The following is a 16,088-nucleotide window of genomic DNA, read 5'->3' on the forward strand; positions in this document are numbered from 1 at the left end:
TCACCACCTTCTAAAACAATAGTAGTGGATGATTTTATACAATTTCGGTGATGTTTTTCGCTAGACTAGCATTGGTGGCTCTAGTACAGGCAAAAAAGTCCTCGGTATATCTAGGACAGTCTCTCCCGCGAGGGACTGGAGTTTATATGGCTAGGAACTGGAGTCCCTCCCGTGAAGAACTGGAGTCCCTCCCGAGAGGGAATCTGTAGAACTAGTAGACCGCTGAGCGATTTTCTACAGAGGAAAGGAAAATGAGATAGGTGAGCATGGTCGGTATTTGATATCGGGGGTCTTGAGGGTAGGGGTAGTTACTCTATTTTTTGCTATCTTTGCAGGCGAATTATATTGAATAATAGAAAATTGAAGGAAATAAGATGACAGATAAGATAAGCTACGCTATTGGTCTGAGCATGGGTCATAATTTTAAGGGCGAAGGTATAGAGATAAATTGCCCTGAGGATTTCAGTAAGGCTGTGCTGGATGTGCTCCAAGAGAAAGAGACCGAGATGACTATCGATGAGGCTAAGCAGGTAATTAATGCCTACTTCACAAAGCTACATGAGGAACGTATGGAGCTCAACAAGAAAGCAGGTGCTGAGTATCAGATGATCAATGGCAAGAAGGAGGGGGTAACCACTCTTCCATCGGGTGTACAGTTTGAGGTGCTCCAAAAGGGAGAGGGCGAGAAGCCTTCGGCAACCGACAAGGTGAAGTGTCACTATCATGGTACGCTGATTAATGGGACTGTGTTTGATAGCTCTGTAGAGCGTGGCGAGCCAGCGGTATTCCCAGTGAATGGCGTGATTATGGGTTGGCAAGAGATCCTCCAAATGATGCCTGTAGGCTCTAAGTGGAGGGTGACCATTCCTTATCAGCATGCTTACGGAGAGCGTGGGGCTGGTCAGGCAATAGAGCCATATAGTACGCTGATCTTCGATATCGAGCTACTAAGTATCGAGAAGTAATATACACAATCATAACAATTAATTGGAAAGATAATGAAAAGGACTTTCACAGGTGTTGCAGCTACCCTTATGGGCGTAGGTCTGCTCGTATCTTCTTGCGGTGGAGGTAAGATTAAATCCGCTAGCTTTACTCAGGATAACGACAGCGTTTCTTACGCAATTGGTATCCTTAACGGTGCTCAGTATAAGGGCTATCTGGAGCAGGATTCTACCATTAACATGGAAGAATTCCTTCAGGGTCTAGCTGACGGTGCTTATGACAAGGGTGGTAAGAGCTCTTCTTACAACCAAGGCTATGGTATCGGCGAGAACTTCCGCAGGGGTACTCAGGAGGATAGCACTGTAAATATCGATAATCTCGTAGCTGGTTTTGCCGATATGCTTAGGGATCAGGGTCTGATGACTGAGGATGAGGCAATGGCATTCATGAACTCTTACCAGGCTAAGATGCAGCAAAAGGCTATGGAAGAGCAGAAGGCTAAGGAGGCTAAGCAGATAGAGGCTCAGGATAAGATCCTTGCCGAGCTTGCAGCTGATTCTGAGGTAATGAAGACTGAGAGTGGTCTTATGTATAAGGTGACTAAGCTAGGTACAGGCGTGAAGCCAAATGCGACGGACACTGTAACTGTGCACTACAAGGGTACGGATGTTATGGGTGAGGTTTTCGACTCATCTTATGATCGCAATGAGCCTACTTCTTTCCCACTTGACCGTGTGATTGCTGGTTGGACTGAGGGCTTCCAGCTCATGCCAGAGGGTTCTACTTTCACCCTATGGATTCCTGGTAACCTCGCTTATGGAGAGCTAGGTACTCCTACGAATGGTCCTGCTGGTCTACTCAAGTTTGAGTGCGAGCTTATTAAGGTGTCTCCAGCTAAGTAATAAGTAGAGACCTACTGATACAATATATTATAGTGGCTATGTGGGCAATCGCCTGTATAGCCACTATAATATTGTAAATATTAGCACTCTTCCTTCAGGGCAATAAAGAGAGCCGTGAAAGCACTTGGCTTTCACGGCTCTTATGTATAATAACAAGTAACGATTACTTGCGGAATGGAAGCTTGATTACCTCTGCAGGGATATCCTTCTTGCGGATGCGGATAAAGATCTCGCTACCTGGATCCTTAAACTCTCTCTTGACGTAGCCAAGACCAACACCCTTGCCATCAAGGCTTGGTGCTGGTGCCCCTGAGGTGACACGTCCAATCACGTTACCATTAGCATCTACAATCTCGTAGTCTTGGCGTGGTACGCCTTTCTCCTTTAGCTCGAAGCCAACGAGACGATTCTTGATGCCCTCTTCCTTGGTCTTGAGCAGGAAGTCACGGTCGGTCATCTTCTCTTTGCCGTCTACGAACTTAGTAATCCAGCCTAGACCAGCCTCGAGAGGATTGGTGGTATCATCGATATCGTGACCATAGAGACAGAAGCCCATCTCGAGCCTAAGGGTATCGCGAGCACCTAGACCAGTAGGCTTGATACCAAACTCTTTGCCTGCCTCGAATAGAGTGTCCCATACAAGGCGAGCATCCTTGAGATCCTTGAAGTAGAGCTCAAAGCCACCTGCACCGGTGTATCCAGTGTTAGAGATGATACAATCAAGTCCAGCGAACTTGCCTAGTGCATAGTGGTAGTATGCAATGTCGTCGAGATTGACATCGACACACTTCTGAATGGTTGCTTTGGCCTTAGGACCTTGGACAGCTAGGATGCTAACTCGCTCGGAGTCGTTCTCTAGGACAACACCTTCGTACTGGTGCTGCTTCATCCAGTTGAAGTCCTTCTCTATATTGGCAGCATTAACTGCACACATATATCTACCATTCTCTAGCTGATACATGATGAAGTCATCTACGATGCCTCCCTTGCCATTTGGCATATAGGTATACTGAGCCTTGCCAACCTCTAGTTTGCTTACATCGTTGCTAGTTACAGCTTGTAGAAATTCTAGTGCTTTAGGACCGCTAACGATGACGGCTCCCATGTGTGATACATCAAATACGCCTACATTGTCAATCACATTCATGTGTTCTGGGTTGATACCCTCGTATTGGATTGGCATGTTGTATCCAGCGAATGGAGCCATCTTGGCTCCAAGTGCGATATGGATATCGGTAAATGGAGTAGTCTTCAATTCCATAGTTCTCTTTTCTATAAAAGTATTAGTACTAAATTCTTATTTCTTGACCTCGGTAGAGGCAATCTTAATGATAACCTCCATAGATTTCTCTAGTGATGGTACTGGTAGGTACTCGTACCTTCCGTGGAAATTGTGTCCACCAGCGAAGATATTCGGACATGGCAGCCCCATGTATGAGAGCTTAGCGCCATCAGTACCTCCACGAATAGGCTCGATGACTGGTTCTACACCTGCTGCCTTCATGGCTTCCGCAGCGTGGTTTACGATATACATCTTATCCTCCACCACTTCGCGCATATTGAAGTACTGGTCGGTAATGACTGCGGTGCACCTGCCTGCGCCATAAATCTCATTGATACGCCTAGCAATCTCAGTGATGCAGCTCTTCTTGATTTCGAATTGCTCTCTATCGTGATCCCTGAGAATGTAGTGAAGCTCGGCTTCCTCCACAGTTCCACTCATGCCTACAAGGTGGTAAAAACCTTCGTAGCCCTCAGTATTGCTTGGCAATGCCTCTGGAAGATAGCTATTGTACTCCATGGCGAGGAGTTGGGCATTGATCATCTTGCCCTTAGCATCGCCAGGATGTACGTTGAGCCCTTTGAAGGTTACCTTTGCCCCTGCAGCATTGAAGTTCTCAAACTGTAGTTCGCCAATCTTACCACCATCGATGGTGTAGGCGAAGTCGGCTCCAAACTTCTTGACGTCGAACTTATCAGCTCCACGACCAATCTCCTCATCGGGTGTAAAGCCCACCTTGATAGCACCATGCTTAATCTCTGGATGATCGATAAGGTACTGCACTGCCTCTAGTATGGCTGAAATGCCAGCTTTGTCATCAGCAGCGAGTAGGGTGTGACCGTCTGTGGTAATGATTTCTTGCCCTTTGTAATCCTCTAAGTCGGGGAATGTCTCTACTGAGATACGGATGTCCTCTTTGGCGTCGAGGATAATATCGCCACCTTTATATTGGACAAACTGAGGCTTGATATCTTTGCCACTCATGTCGGGCGCACTATCCATGTGGGAAACAAAACCTATTACAGGTTGATCCCAATCGCAATTGGCGGGTAGGGTGCCCATAAGGTAGCAGTTATCATCTAGCGATACATCTTGTAGCCCCATTTGTTCCATATCTTCCTTTAGGAGCTTAGCAAGATCCCATTGGATATCCGAACTAGGTGTTGTGGTAGACTCTGGGTCTGACTTTGTATCTATAGCGATATAGCGTAAGAAACGCTCAACTACTGGTTGTCTCATCTCTCTATCTTTTTTATTATCTCGTCCGCTATGGCTGTAGCCTCTTCGTTACTCTGTGCTTCGGCATATATACGGACGATAGGTTCTGTGTTACTTTTCCTTAGATGTACCCACTTATCTGGGAAGTCGAGCTTCACTCCATCAATAGTGGTTACCTCGGCTTTCCCCTTGTACTCATTCTCAATCTCCTTGAGTATCTGATCTACATTAAGGTCTGGGGTAAGCTCTGCCTTCTTCTTCACCATGTAATAGGTAGGTAGAGTCGCCAATAGCTTAGTAGGAGTAGTATTGCGCTTGGCTAGAAGGGTGAGGTATAGAGCGATACCTACGAGAGAGTCTCTACCATAATGCGACTTCGGATAGATGACTCCGCCATTGCCTTCTCCACCGATAAGGGCTCCCACTTCCTTCATCTTCGTAGTGACATTTACTTCTCCTACAGCGGCTGCGAAGTACTCGCCGCCATGCTGCAGTGTTACATCACGGAGCGCACGAGTGGAGCTAAGATTGGAAACGGTATTGCCCCCAGGATAGAGCTCTAGGAGATAGTCCGCAACACTCACCAGCGTGTACTCCTCACCAAAAGGCGTTCCGTCTTCGCTGTATATAGCCAATCTATCGACGTCTGGGTCGACCGAGAAACCTACATGTGCTCCTTTCTCCTTGACTAAAGAGGAGAGACCAACTAGATTTTGAGGTAGCGGCTCTGGGTTGTGAGCAAAGTCGCCAGTAGGCTCTCCATATATAATATGGTACTCCTTTACGCCAAGCGCCTCTAGAAGTTGTGGAATCACAACGCCACCTACCGAATTGATGGTATCTACTGCTACTACAAAGCCAGCCTTACGGATAGCCTCCACGTCTACCTCGGGAAGTGCGAGGACATCTTGAATATGTTGATCGGTATAGGAGCGTTGGGTGACCTTGCCAATCTGATCTACATCAGCAAACTCTAATTGTCCGTCCTTTGCCATCTCTAATACCACTCCTCCCTCAGTACTTGATAGAAATTCCCCATTGTGATTGAGGAGCTTCAGGGCATTCCAGCGCCTTGGGTTGTGGCTCGCTGTAATGATGATACCACCGTCTGCTTTTTCATGAATCACAGCCAGCTCTGTGGTCGGTGTTGTGGCAAGTCCAAGGTCTACGACCTCAAAGCCCATGCCTAGGAGCGTTCCTATTACCACGTGGCGAACCATATCTCCCGACATACGGGCGTCACGACCTACTACGATCTTTCCACTCTTTACTGGGCTATTCTTGCGGATAAACTGAGCATAAGATGCAGTGAACTCTGCGATATTGATAGGGTTGAGCCCGTCGCTCTGCCCTCCTCCAATAGTCCCTCTTATGCCCGATATTGATGTAATCAAACTCATGACTTTACTTTGTAGTTGAGATTAGGTTATTTCTTATGTGAGAATATAAGCTTATCGTAATACAGTGCCACGCCTGCCTCGTTTTCGTTGGCAAACGAAGAGCCTGCCTGGAAGGTAAATGCTGGACCCTCTCTAAATGATGTTATCATCTGTATTGCAGACCCTAGTGGCACATGCTTCAGAGCAAGCATCATCGCATTACATACGAATTGCGCCATCCCCTCTTCGCCAACTGTAGAATTTGGGGCAGCTGGGAAGCTCCCTTGCTGCATATCGGTATTCACATTACCTTGGTAAACAAAGGTAGCAGCAGGTGTCTCGCTGTCCGAAGCACCGATATTACTCATCTTCACAGGACCATTAATCATGCGCTTCCCTATTACTGTGTATGAAAAACGGGCGCTTACTGAGGTCTCTTGTGACACGGCCATATCTTTGAGGTCGCTACCAGGGGTGAGTACATTGATATATACCCCAAGGCCTACGCCAGCATCATTCTTAATCTCATAGAACTGTTTGGGTTGCATCTTGAGATCCTGAGGGAGCTTGTCTATGATAGTGAAGCCCTTTTCGTTCATAAACGCTTGTATTTCTGTGCTCTCCCTCTTTATCATATCAGTATAGGAGATGCGCTTCTGGCGGCAACTAGTTGCGCCCATTGCAATAAGCAATAGGAGCGCAGTTGCGATTATCTTACCCTTTGTCATCTTAGAAATCTGCATTATTAGGTGTGCGTGGGAATGGAATCACATCTCGAATATTGCCCATCCCTGTTACAAATAGTAGGAGGCGCTCAAAGCCTAGTCCAAAGCCAGAGTGGGGGACAGTACCAAACCTGCGGGTATCGAGATACCAACTCATCTCCTTAGTAGGCACACCTGTCTCATCACAGCGTCTTACTAGCTTTTCATAGCTCTCCTCTCTTTGGGAACCACCGATAATCTCACCAATCTTAGGGAAGAGCACATCCATAGCACGGACTGTCTTGCCATCTTCATTCTGCTTCATGTAGAAAGCCTTTATCTCGGCAGGGTAGTCGGTAAGGATGACTGGTGTCTTGAAGTGGTTTTCTACGAGATAGCGCTCATGCTCTGAAGCAAGGTCGGCACCCCAGAAGACAGGGTATTCGAACTTATGTCCTTTTGCCACAGCATCCTCAAGTATCTTCACGCCTTCGGTATAAGTCAGGCGCTTAAACTCCTTGCTCACTACAGACTCGAGACGAGCAATAAGCTCTTTGTCTATCATGTTATTGAGGAACTCGAGGTCGTCACGACAGTTGTCCAGCGCCCACTGCACTAGGTACTTGATAAATTCCTCAGCAAGATTCATATTATCTACAATATCGTAGAAGGCGATCTCTGGCTCAATCATCCAAAACTCTGCCAAGTGGCGAGGGGTATTGGAGTTCTCTGCCCTAAAGGTAGGACCAAAAGTATAAATAGCTCCTAGTGCAGTGGCCGCAAGCTCTCCCTCTAGCTGACCAGATACAGTAAGATTGGTTCGACGACCAAAAAAGTCCTCGGAGTAATCTACTGTACCATCCTCATGGCGAGGAGGGTTATCGATATTCAGGGTAGTTACCTCGAACATAGCACCTGCACCCTCGGCATCCGAAGCCGTGATGAGTGGTGTATGGAAATAGAAGAATCCTCTTTCGTGGAAGAACTTGTGGATTGCTATCGCCATATGGTGTCTGATGCGGAATACAGCGCCAAAGGTGTTGGTACGAGGGCGCAGGTGCGCTATCTCACGTAGAAACTCCATCCCGTGCCCCTTCTTCTGTAGTGGATAGGTCATAGGATCGGCTTCTCCGTACAATAGGATTTCTTTCGCTTGTATCTCTACGCTCTGTCCTTTGCCTTGAGACTCAGTGAGAAGCCCAGTAATACTTACGGAGGCACCAGTAGTGATCTTTTTTAGTAGTTCCTCGTCGAAGGATTGATGATCTACTACTACCTGTAAGTTATGAATACAACTACCATCATTTACTGCCACAAAGCTGATGCCCTTAGATCCTCGCTTAGTCCTTACCCATCCCTTAATGTTCACATCGCTACCTGCCTCAGGAGCGATTAGTATATCTACAATCTTAGTCCTTTCCATCTGTATAATCATCTGAATTACTCAAAAGCACCCATCAATAAAGTATTAACTTCATCTTGCGTGAGATAACGCCACTTTCCCCTGCCAAGATTCTTCTTGGTCAGACCTGCGAAGTAAACCCTATCGAGTTTCTTTACATGATAACCTAGGTGTTCAAATATTCGGCGAACAATCCTATTACGTCCCGAGTGTATCTCTATACCCACCTGAGTAAGGTCATCATCAGCCACATAGCTAATCGCATCGGCATGCATCTCTCCGTCCTCAAGCTCTACGCCGTCGGCAATCTTTTGCATATCCTCAGCTGTTACCTCCTTATCTAGCCACACGTGGTAGATTTTCTTTTTCTTAAATGAAGGGTGTACTAGCTTTGCAGCCAAGTCACCATCGTTAGTCAGAAGCAGCACTCCAGTGGTGTTTCTATCTAGCCTTCCCACAGGATAGATACGCTCCTTACAAGCATTACGCACCAAGTGGGTCACCGTTAGTCGCTCTTGTGGATCCTCTGTTGTCGTCACACAATTGCGAGGTTTATTGAGGAGTACGTACACCTTATTCTCAGGCTTCACCTCACGTCCATTGACTTCTACCCTATCTTGAGCCGTAATCTTAGTTCCCAGTTCCGTCACGGGCAAACCATTCACTAGCACTGCGCCTACCTTTATCAGTTCGTCCGCCTCACGGCGAGAGCAAACCCCTGCATTCGATAGGAACTTATTAAGGCGAATAGCCTCCGAAATATCTATAGGATCCTGTTCGTACACAGGAGGTCTATTTTCGTGCTGACGTCTAGGCTTATTGCCGAAGTTCTTACCCCCACCATCTCTTTTATTTGGCCGCTGACCCCCACCTTGGGTACGTCTGTCCCCATAGTTATTACCTCTAGGAGCGCGCTCCTGATTTCCCTCATAGTTCTGCCCCAAGCGTTGGCGCTTAGCCTCCCTTACTTGGTTGTACTGCTCCTTATAATAAGAGTGCTGCTCAGAGCGATCATTGTTTCGCTCTCTTTGGTAATTGCCATAACCATCACCCTCAGAGCGATAACCCTCCCTCTGTTGGTAAGATCTTTCAGGAGCCCCACTGCTTCTCTGCATCTCGCTGATACGGCGACGACGCCTTGGCTGTCCATCTATCCCTCTTTCTGAGCCCTCCTCTCCTGCGTACCTCCTGTGGGGAGTATCGTAAGAGGCATTGCTGGAAGTATCACCAGCCTCACGGCTATACTCATTCCATTCACCGCCCTCATTGCGACTCGTCGCGAGTGGCTTCCTTGGCGGGATCTTGTTCCATTCCATATTCTTTCCGAATTCTATTTTATCTATTAAAATACAGTACAATCCATTTCTTCTGTCCACAAAGTTACAGAAAAGATTACACTATACCAATACTAAAAAGATTGGTTGAGCCATTGGTCGGGTGCGTCTCTGTAGTTTGGGTAAAAGTGGTATCTTTGTTGGCAACGTTTTGTTATTTAATAGATATACGCGATGAAGATTTGTTTGGTAGGCTATGGTCGTATGGGTCATGAGATAGAGCGTGTGGCGCTCTCTCGTGGTCATGAGATAGTAGGCAAGATAGATGGTGCATGGAATGAGCTCCCTCAGTGTGATGTAGCGATTGAGTTTACACAGCCTGATTCAGCCTTAGGCAATATCACTAAAGCGCTAGCACAGGGGATCCCAGTGGTATCTGGTACTACGGGGTGGCTGCTCGACTGGGATAAGGCAGTAAACGCAGTCGATCAGAATAATGGTACTCTCTTCTATGCTTCCAACTTCAGTGTCGGTATTTATCTGTTCAGGCAAATCAATCGTCAGCTGGCGCGCATGATGAATCGTTTCTCTGGTTACGAACCTATGGTAGAGGAGGTACATCATATCCATAAGCTCGATTATCCAAGTGGCACTGCGCTTACGCTTGCCAACGAGGTGGTAGAACAATTGGCATCCAAGACGGAGACGCTTGCTTATCTCGCTCCAAGTGAGATGCCAGAGCATACCCCTAATCAGCTTCTGATTCGCTCGGTACGTGAGGGCGAAGTGCCAGGTACACATATTATTCGTTATGAGAGTGCAGAGGATAGTATCGAGATAAAACATGAGGCAAAGGGTAGAGCAGCTTTGGCATTAGGTGCTGTGCTCGCAGCAGAGTTTGTGCAAGGCAAGAAAGGACTCTTCGGGATGGAGGATTTGATTTCATTAGATTGATAAGATTAGATATGAAGAATATTGATTGGAAATCGGTAGCTAAAGGGAACTGGATAAAGTTCGCTATATGGGTGATAATACTAATCGGCTTTTGTTTTTGGGCGAGGAGCCTTTGGGCTTTGCTATTACTACCTATACTTTTCGATATATATATTAGTAACATTGTACATTGGCGCTGGTGGAAAAAGTCCAAGAGCTCATTTGTCAGAGGCATAATGGGTTTAGTAGAGGATTTAGTAGTAGTATTGCTTATTGTGCATGCGATCAACCTCTTTGTCTTCCAGCAGTTCAAGATTCCTAGTGGTTCGCTCGAGAAGACTGCCCTTATCGGTGATCATCTATTTGTGAGCAAACTAAGCTATGGTCCACGTGTACCCATGACCCCGATAGCCTTCCCCCTCATGCACAATCGATTCCCTGGTGGAGGGAAGGCTTATCTTGACCATCCACAATGGGAGTACAAAAGACTGAAAGGGTTAGGCAAGGTCAAGCTCAACGATATTGTGGTCTTCAATTTTCCCGTTGGTGATACTGTGGCACTCCAGGTTACCAAACCAGATTACTATACGTTGGTAAAGCAGTATGGGAGAGAGCGTGTATGGTTCGATGAGCGCACCTTTGGTAAGGTGGTATATCGTCCAGTAGATATGCGCGATCACTATGTGAAGCGTGCTATAGGTCTGCCAGGAGATTCGCTCCAAATCATAAATAATGCCGTTTATATCAATGGGCAGAAGCTAAAGGAGCCAGAGCTCCTCCAGTACAATTACTTTGTGGAGACTGATGGTTACCACTTCTCTCCTAGCGAGCTTCAAGAGTTGGGGGTCAACAATGATGATGTCATACTCCTCTCCAATGATGTCGTGATTAACCAAGGCTCGGAGCCAACTCATCCTAGGGGCGCTATCTATCATCTTCCTCTAACTAAGGATATGAAGGCTCAGCTTGATCGTCATTCGCATGTCCATCGTATTGCTATTGAGCCAGACCCTACACCAGATCAGTTTTTGACCTATCCAATCAATATGGCTACGGGCTGGACTCGCGATAACTATGGTCCTCTTTGGATTCCAAGGGCAGGTGCTACCATCGTACTTACCCCAGATAACTTGCAGCTCTACGAGCGCTGTATCCGGAACTATGAGGGGCATGACTTAGTGGTAAAGGAGGGCATCATCTATATTGACGGTGCCGCAACTGATACCTATACTTTTGGGATGGACTACTATTGGATGATGGGCGATAACAGACACAATAGTTTGGACTCTCGTAGCTGGGGACTAGTGCCTGAGGATCACATTGTAGGTAAGCCTCTATTTATATGGCTCTCATGGGATAAGGATAAGGGTAATGTGCGCTGGAACCGTTTCTTCAAAGTGCCACGATAGCCTATGAACTTCGGTAGCACAAAGCACAGTAATGAGCGTGGCTGGGTATGGACTTGGCTACTACTGCTGGCTTTGCTTCTACTACTTATAAAGTCTTTTTTGCTTGGAACTTACTACGTAGCATCGCCAAGGGCTTTGCTCTTTGTGGCGATACAGTCAATGCCGCATGCAGTAGGAGATGAGCTGCTTGTGGAGCTGGCCAAGGGGGAGATTGTTCCTGCTGAGTATAGAGAGCAATCCGGAGAGCGACTACTTGTTGAGGTAGGAGGCGAACCTATTCAGATCGTATCGGCACAGGTCAAGGGCAAAGTGATAGGTCGGCTTAGATTATGATTACACTACCATCAGCTTTTCTTCCTAATACCCACTATCTACGGCTAATAGCCCAAGGTGCAGTGGCGGGCATTTATGTGGGAGAGCAGTATAACAAACAGAGCTTCCGCAATCGCACAGAGCTGTTCACGGCTCATGGGCGAGAATGTTTTACCATCCCAGTGCAGAAAATAGGCTATCCCTCTCCTCCTACTCGAGAGGTCTTAATCTCAGAGCATGGGGAATGGCGTAGAAAACTATGGCAATTACTGAGGAGTAGTTACCAGTCTTCGCCCTACTGGGTTCACTATGCCGACCGCTTAGAGCATCTTCTTCATTGTCCTGAGCCACGTATTATTACATACAATCATGAGTGGTTAGCTCTCCTATGTAGTATTTGGGGGTTCGATACACCACCGATTACCGATTTGGAGCTGACGTTTTGCCCTGAGCTTATCGAGCCTACCCATCTCGAGACCCTGCCGTCACTTCCTAGGTATTGGCAAGTATTTGAAAAGAGGCATGGCTATCAGCCCTACCTCTCTTCCTTGGATTTACTCCTCAATCTTGGCCCCGAAGGTCGATTGTATTTGCTAGACCTTCCTTAGTCGTACCGCGCGCATTGAGTGGTCGTCGCCCTTCTCTAGGATAAGGTGGGAGCGAAACTTAGTGGGCGCAATATTCTCTACTAGGTTCTTTAGGTTGATTTCCTCCCAAATCTTATTGGCGAGTGCTACCGCTTCTGTGTGTGGGAGGTCGTGGAAGCGGTAGAAGTAGCTCTCAGGATTAGCAAAAGCAGTGTTTTGTAGCTTTAGGAATCTATCGATGTACCACTGTCTGATATCGGACTCTTGGGCATCGACATAGATACTGAAGTCGAAAAAGTCCGAGACAAAGATCTGCCTACGGGCATTGCTTCGCTCTCCTTGAAGCACATTGATACCCTCAATGATAAGGATGTCGGGTTGGTCGATAAGCTGTTTCTCCTCAGGCATAATGTCGTAGAAGAGGTGGGAGTAGGTGGGTACTTCTAGTAGCCTACGTCCGCTTTTGACACTAAATAGGAAGTTGATAAGACGGCGTGCATCGTAGCTTTCGGGAAACCCCTTCCTATCTAGTATGCCCCTATCTTCTAGTTCCGCATTGGGATAGAGGAAGCCATCGGTAGTCAGGAGGTCGACCTTTGGGCATCCCTCAGCCATTGAGAGCAGTTTCTGGAGCACACGTGCGGTCGTACTCTTCCCTACGGCAACACTCCCCGCTATACCGATAACATAGGGTACATTGTGTGTTGCTTTGTGGAAAAACACATCATACTCATTGTGCAACCTTCGGAAGTGCGTGATATGGATCTGCAGTAGTCTACAGAGCGGCAGATAGATATCGCTGATCTCGGCTTCGGTAAGTGGCTCATTGAGTGCCTGTAGCTTAGTGAGGTCTATCTGAGAAAAAGGGAAGTCGGGATGGCTATCTAATCGGCTCCATTCCTCTCGTGTAAAGGTACGGTATGGCGAAGATGTATTCATGACTTACGGGGAAGCTCAAAACTATCAATTAATGAATGATCGCCACGATACGTATCGAAGTAGAGGGTATCATTGGTGATTCTGATGTGGCTGTAGTAGCGGTTGCCACTCTCCGAGACGGTATGGTTATTTGGATTGCCCACAGGGTACTGCTTATCGCTAGTGCTCATGGTAATGTAGATTGGTCTATCAGGAGCTACACCATTGCGACTGAAGGCATGGTCGTGCCCTTGGAGCAGTAGATCCACACTGTGCTCCTTTAGAATAGGGTTAATGCCGTATTTCATGTCCGGATTGACCCTCCACTTTCGAACGGAGTAGACACCATGGTGCCCCATTACAATGGTAAAAGGTGCAGGGCTTGTCTCTATCGATTGCTCCAACCACTTACGGCTACCCGAGTAGTCCCAAAGGAGATTATTCGTCTCTAAGGCTATCACCCTTACAGTAGGATAATCTACAAAATAATTGGTGATCTTATTACCATTGAGTGGCATTGGGAAAGTCGCAACATATCTACTCCCTAGGCTCCAAAGACCACCCAACTCGTATTCGTGATTGCCGGGGGTAGGGAGGAAGACTGTATGGGGCGCAATACTGTCCACAGTGTGGTAGAAGAAATCCCACCACTGGTTGTGAGGACGCTCTATCATATCACCGATAAATAACCAGCCATCCATGTCGGGGAAGCGGGAATATATCTCTTGAAATAGCTCGCGACTACCAGTGTCGGATCTATCTTGGATATCACCAATGAATAATAAGTCTATGACACCATCATTAGGGTAAATAGTGAAGTCTCCTCGTAGGGTATCTCTCGGCGCTTCCGTAGTCACAAAACACTTGTATGCTCCCTCGGAAAGGTGATTGACCCTTACATTATAAATGTGTGTCGTCCCACCTCCTGTTGTGATAGCTTCGTGCGAAGGCCGGTAGACCTGTGCTAGGGAGTCCTTCACGAGGGTAAAACTAAAAGGTTGCTCACTACCACTTACCCAACTAAAAGATCGGTCGTTCAAACCATCTTCTCCTGCTGTAATGAAAAGTCGCTGTGGGGTGTCGGGTAGTTCAAAGTCTGGTTCGGGTAAGTCACCAAACCAGTTGCTCCAATTGACCCACAATAGTACGCCTACAAGAAGTACTATCCCTAGGGGGATATAGCGTTTAAGCTTCATTCGTTGGTGTCGTGGTGGTGCAATGATAATAAATAAGGGCGTGATAAGTAGCAAGGTTTATGCTACTTGTCACGCCCCTTTGGTTGTTTATTCAGTCATAGAGAATTACTTGATCACGCCGAGTTCGCGACCAACCTTTTCAAAGGCAGCCACGCAACGATCGATATGCTCTACCTCGTGAGCCGCTGATAGCTGTACGCGGATACGCGCCTCACCCTTTGGTACAACTGGGTAGTAGAAGCCAGTCACGAAGATACCCTCTTCCTGCATCCGAGCTGCGAACTTTTGGCTCAATGGTGCATCATAAAGCATTACAGCACAAATAGCACTTTGGGTTGGCTTGATGTCGAAACCAAGAGCGGTCATCTTGGTGCGGAAGCGCTCCACATTACCCACTAGCTTAGTGTGTAGGTCGTCGCTCTCCTCAAGCATCTTGAATAGCTCGATACCAGCACCTACTACGGCTGGAGGTAGAGAGTTGGAGAATAGGTATGGGCGGCTGCGCTGACGGAGTAGGTCGATAATCTCCTTGCGTCCAGTAGTGAAACCACCTACAGCACCACCGAAGGCCTTACCTAGTGTACCAGTGTGGATATCTATCTTGCCGTATACATCATACTGCTCAGCTACGCCATGACCAGTCTTACCTACCACCCCAGCAGAGTGGCACTCATCCACCATTACGAGTGCATCATACTTCTCAGCAAGAGCACAAATCTTATCCATAGGTGCCACATTGCCATCCATAGAGAACACACCGTCGGTCACAATAATGCGGAAGCGTTGCTCCTGAGCCTCTTTTAGGCACTGCTCCAGCTCCTCCATATTGCCATTGGCATAGCGGTAGCGCTTAGCCTTACAAAGCCTTACGCCATCGATGATAGAAGCATGGTTGAGGCTGTCACTGATGATCGCATCCTCAGCACCCATGATAGGCTCAAATACACCACCATTAGCATCGAAACAAGCTGCATAGAGGATTGTATCCTCGGTATGGAAGTATTTGCTAATAGCCTCCTCGAGTTGCTTATGGATATCCATAGTACCACAGATAAAGCGTACTGAAGAGAGACCAAAGCCACGGCTATCCATGGCTTCCTTAGCAGCCTTAATAAGGCGTGGGTTATTGGAAAGACCTAGGTAGTTATTGGCGCAGAAGTTGAGTACGCTCTGGTTCTTCCCATTCTGGTCTACCGTGATTTCTGCATACTGCTCACTGGTAATGATTCTTTCATTCTTGTAGAGTCCAGCCTCTTTGGTGTCTTGTAGCTCCTTTTGTAGGTGCTGTTTGATTGATCCGTACATAATTGTAATAATTATTGGTTGGAATAATGTATTGATATTTCTTTCCTCAAAGGTACCACATTTTCAGTAAATAAGTATAGGGGAGAAGTTGTCCCCGCAGAGTGCCAAAATTTATTCCTAGAGAAAAATAAATTTATTTGTACAGATAAATATTTTTATTCCTAGAGAAAAATAAATTTATTCCTAGGAATAAATTTTCTCGCTCTCGCTCGTCAAAATCACTGAGAGGTATACTAGCTTTGAGTGGGGTAGGGAGTAGAGGTTTGCTGTCGGTCTATGAGCGAGTAGTCGGTTTTGTCCAAAGAGGTGATATGTCGGGGAT

Annotated in this window: 15 protein-coding genes; 6 read left to right on the forward strand and 9 right to left on the reverse strand. The window is 46.9% G+C overall.

What is annotated here, in order from left to right; translation table 11 throughout:
* Positions 1–374: 374 nt before the first annotated feature.
* Positions 375–965, forward strand: a complete 591-nt coding sequence (gene bamJ, locus A3GG_RS0107900; protein WP_018358759.1) for a BamJ family beta-barrel-assembly machinery protein — start codon at positions 375–377, stop codon at positions 963–965.
* A 33-nt stretch (positions 966–998) separates the two neighbouring features.
* Positions 999–1,847, forward strand: coding sequence for an FKBP-type peptidyl-prolyl cis-trans isomerase (locus A3GG_RS0107905; RefSeq protein WP_018358760.1), 849 nt, complete (start codon positions 999–1,001; stop codon positions 1,845–1,847).
* Positions 1,848–2,010: 163 nt separating this feature from the next.
* Here the strand turns inward: A3GG_RS0107905 and gcvT are convergent, their stop codons facing one another.
* The 6 genes from gcvT to A3GG_RS13125 are packed head-to-tail and all read right to left on the reverse strand — an operon-like array spanning position 2,011 to position 9,148.
* Positions 2,011–3,102 carry a glycine cleavage system aminomethyltransferase GcvT gene (gene gcvT / locus A3GG_RS0107910; protein ID WP_026215715.1) on the reverse strand — a complete coding sequence of 364 codons (1,092 nt, stop codon included), beginning with the start codon at positions 3,100–3,102 and terminating at the stop codon, positions 2,011–2,013.
* A 42-nt stretch (positions 3,103–3,144) separates the two neighbouring features.
* Complete coding sequence (pepT, locus tag A3GG_RS0107915; RefSeq protein WP_018358762.1) at positions 3,145–4,368, reverse strand: peptidase T; 1,224 nt, start codon at positions 4,366–4,368, stop codon at positions 3,145–3,147.
* Positions 4,365–5,747: a phosphoglucosamine mutase gene (gene glmM / locus A3GG_RS0107920; RefSeq protein ID WP_018358763.1), complete on the reverse strand. Its 1,383-nt coding sequence runs from the start codon at positions 5,745–5,747 to the stop codon at positions 4,365–4,367. The genes pepT and glmM overlap by 4 nt, the downstream gene beginning before the upstream one ends.
* 26 nt (positions 5,748–5,773) lie before the next feature.
* A complete protein-coding gene (locus tag A3GG_RS0107925) occupies positions 5,774–6,454 on the reverse strand; it encodes a DUF4827 family protein (protein ID WP_156808712.1) in 681 nt (226 codons plus the stop codon).
* Position 6,455: 1 nt separating this feature from the next.
* On the reverse strand, positions 6,456–7,865 hold the full coding sequence (asnS, locus tag A3GG_RS0107930; RefSeq protein ID WP_018358765.1) for an asparagine--tRNA ligase: 1,410 nt from the start codon (positions 7,863–7,865) through the stop codon (positions 6,456–6,458).
* Between the two features lie 5 nt (positions 7,866–7,870).
* Complete coding sequence (locus A3GG_RS13125; RefSeq protein ID WP_018358766.1) at positions 7,871–9,148, reverse strand: pseudouridine synthase; 1,278 nt, start codon at positions 9,146–9,148, stop codon at positions 7,871–7,873.
* Positions 9,149–9,340: 192 nt separating this feature from the next.
* Between A3GG_RS13125 and dapB the strand changes: the two genes are divergently transcribed.
* The 4 genes from dapB to A3GG_RS0107955 are packed head-to-tail and all read left to right on the forward strand — an operon-like array spanning position 9,341 to position 12,368.
* The gene (gene dapB, locus A3GG_RS0107940; RefSeq protein ID WP_018358767.1) at positions 9,341–10,060 is read left to right on the forward strand and encodes a 4-hydroxy-tetrahydrodipicolinate reductase; all 720 of its coding nucleotides are present in this window, start codon (positions 9,341–9,343) and stop codon (positions 10,058–10,060) included.
* An 11-nt stretch (positions 10,061–10,071) separates the two neighbouring features.
* Positions 10,072–11,448 carry a signal peptidase I gene (lepB, locus tag A3GG_RS0107945; RefSeq protein WP_018358768.1) on the forward strand — a complete coding sequence of 459 codons (1,377 nt, stop codon included), beginning with the start codon at positions 10,072–10,074 and terminating at the stop codon, positions 11,446–11,448.
* 3 nt (positions 11,449–11,451) lie between these two features.
* Positions 11,452–11,781, forward strand: coding sequence for a hypothetical protein (locus A3GG_RS0107950; protein WP_018358769.1), 330 nt, complete (start codon positions 11,452–11,454; stop codon positions 11,779–11,781).
* Positions 11,778–12,368 carry a WbqC family protein gene (locus A3GG_RS0107955; protein ID WP_018358770.1) on the forward strand — a complete coding sequence of 197 codons (591 nt, stop codon included), beginning with the start codon at positions 11,778–11,780 and terminating at the stop codon, positions 12,366–12,368. Before A3GG_RS0107950 ends, A3GG_RS0107955 begins: the two co-directional genes overlap by 4 nt.
* On the opposite strand, the gene coaA is transcribed toward A3GG_RS0107955, so the two are convergent.
* The 3 genes from coaA to kbl form a co-directional block, all read right to left on the reverse strand.
* On the reverse strand, positions 12,354–13,286 hold the full coding sequence (gene coaA / locus A3GG_RS0107960) for a type I pantothenate kinase (protein WP_018358771.1): 933 nt from the start codon (positions 13,284–13,286) through the stop codon (positions 12,354–12,356). The two genes, A3GG_RS0107955 and coaA, sit on opposite strands and share 15 nt — an antisense overlap.
* Positions 13,283–14,461, reverse strand: coding sequence for a metallophosphoesterase family protein (locus A3GG_RS0107965; RefSeq protein ID WP_018358772.1), 1,179 nt, complete (start codon positions 14,459–14,461; stop codon positions 13,283–13,285). The genes coaA and A3GG_RS0107965 overlap by 4 nt, the downstream gene beginning before the upstream one ends.
* Positions 14,462–14,566: 105 nt before the next feature.
* Entirely contained in the window at positions 14,567–15,766 is a 1,200-nt protein-coding gene (gene kbl, locus A3GG_RS0107970; protein WP_018358773.1) for a glycine C-acetyltransferase, read from the reverse strand.
* Positions 15,767–16,088 lie beyond the last annotated feature (322 nt).

It is taken from the genome of Porphyromonas levii DSM 23370, assembly GCF_000379925.1.
GTDB lineage: Bacteria > Bacteroidota > Bacteroidia > Bacteroidales > Porphyromonadaceae > Porphyromonas_A > Porphyromonas_A levii.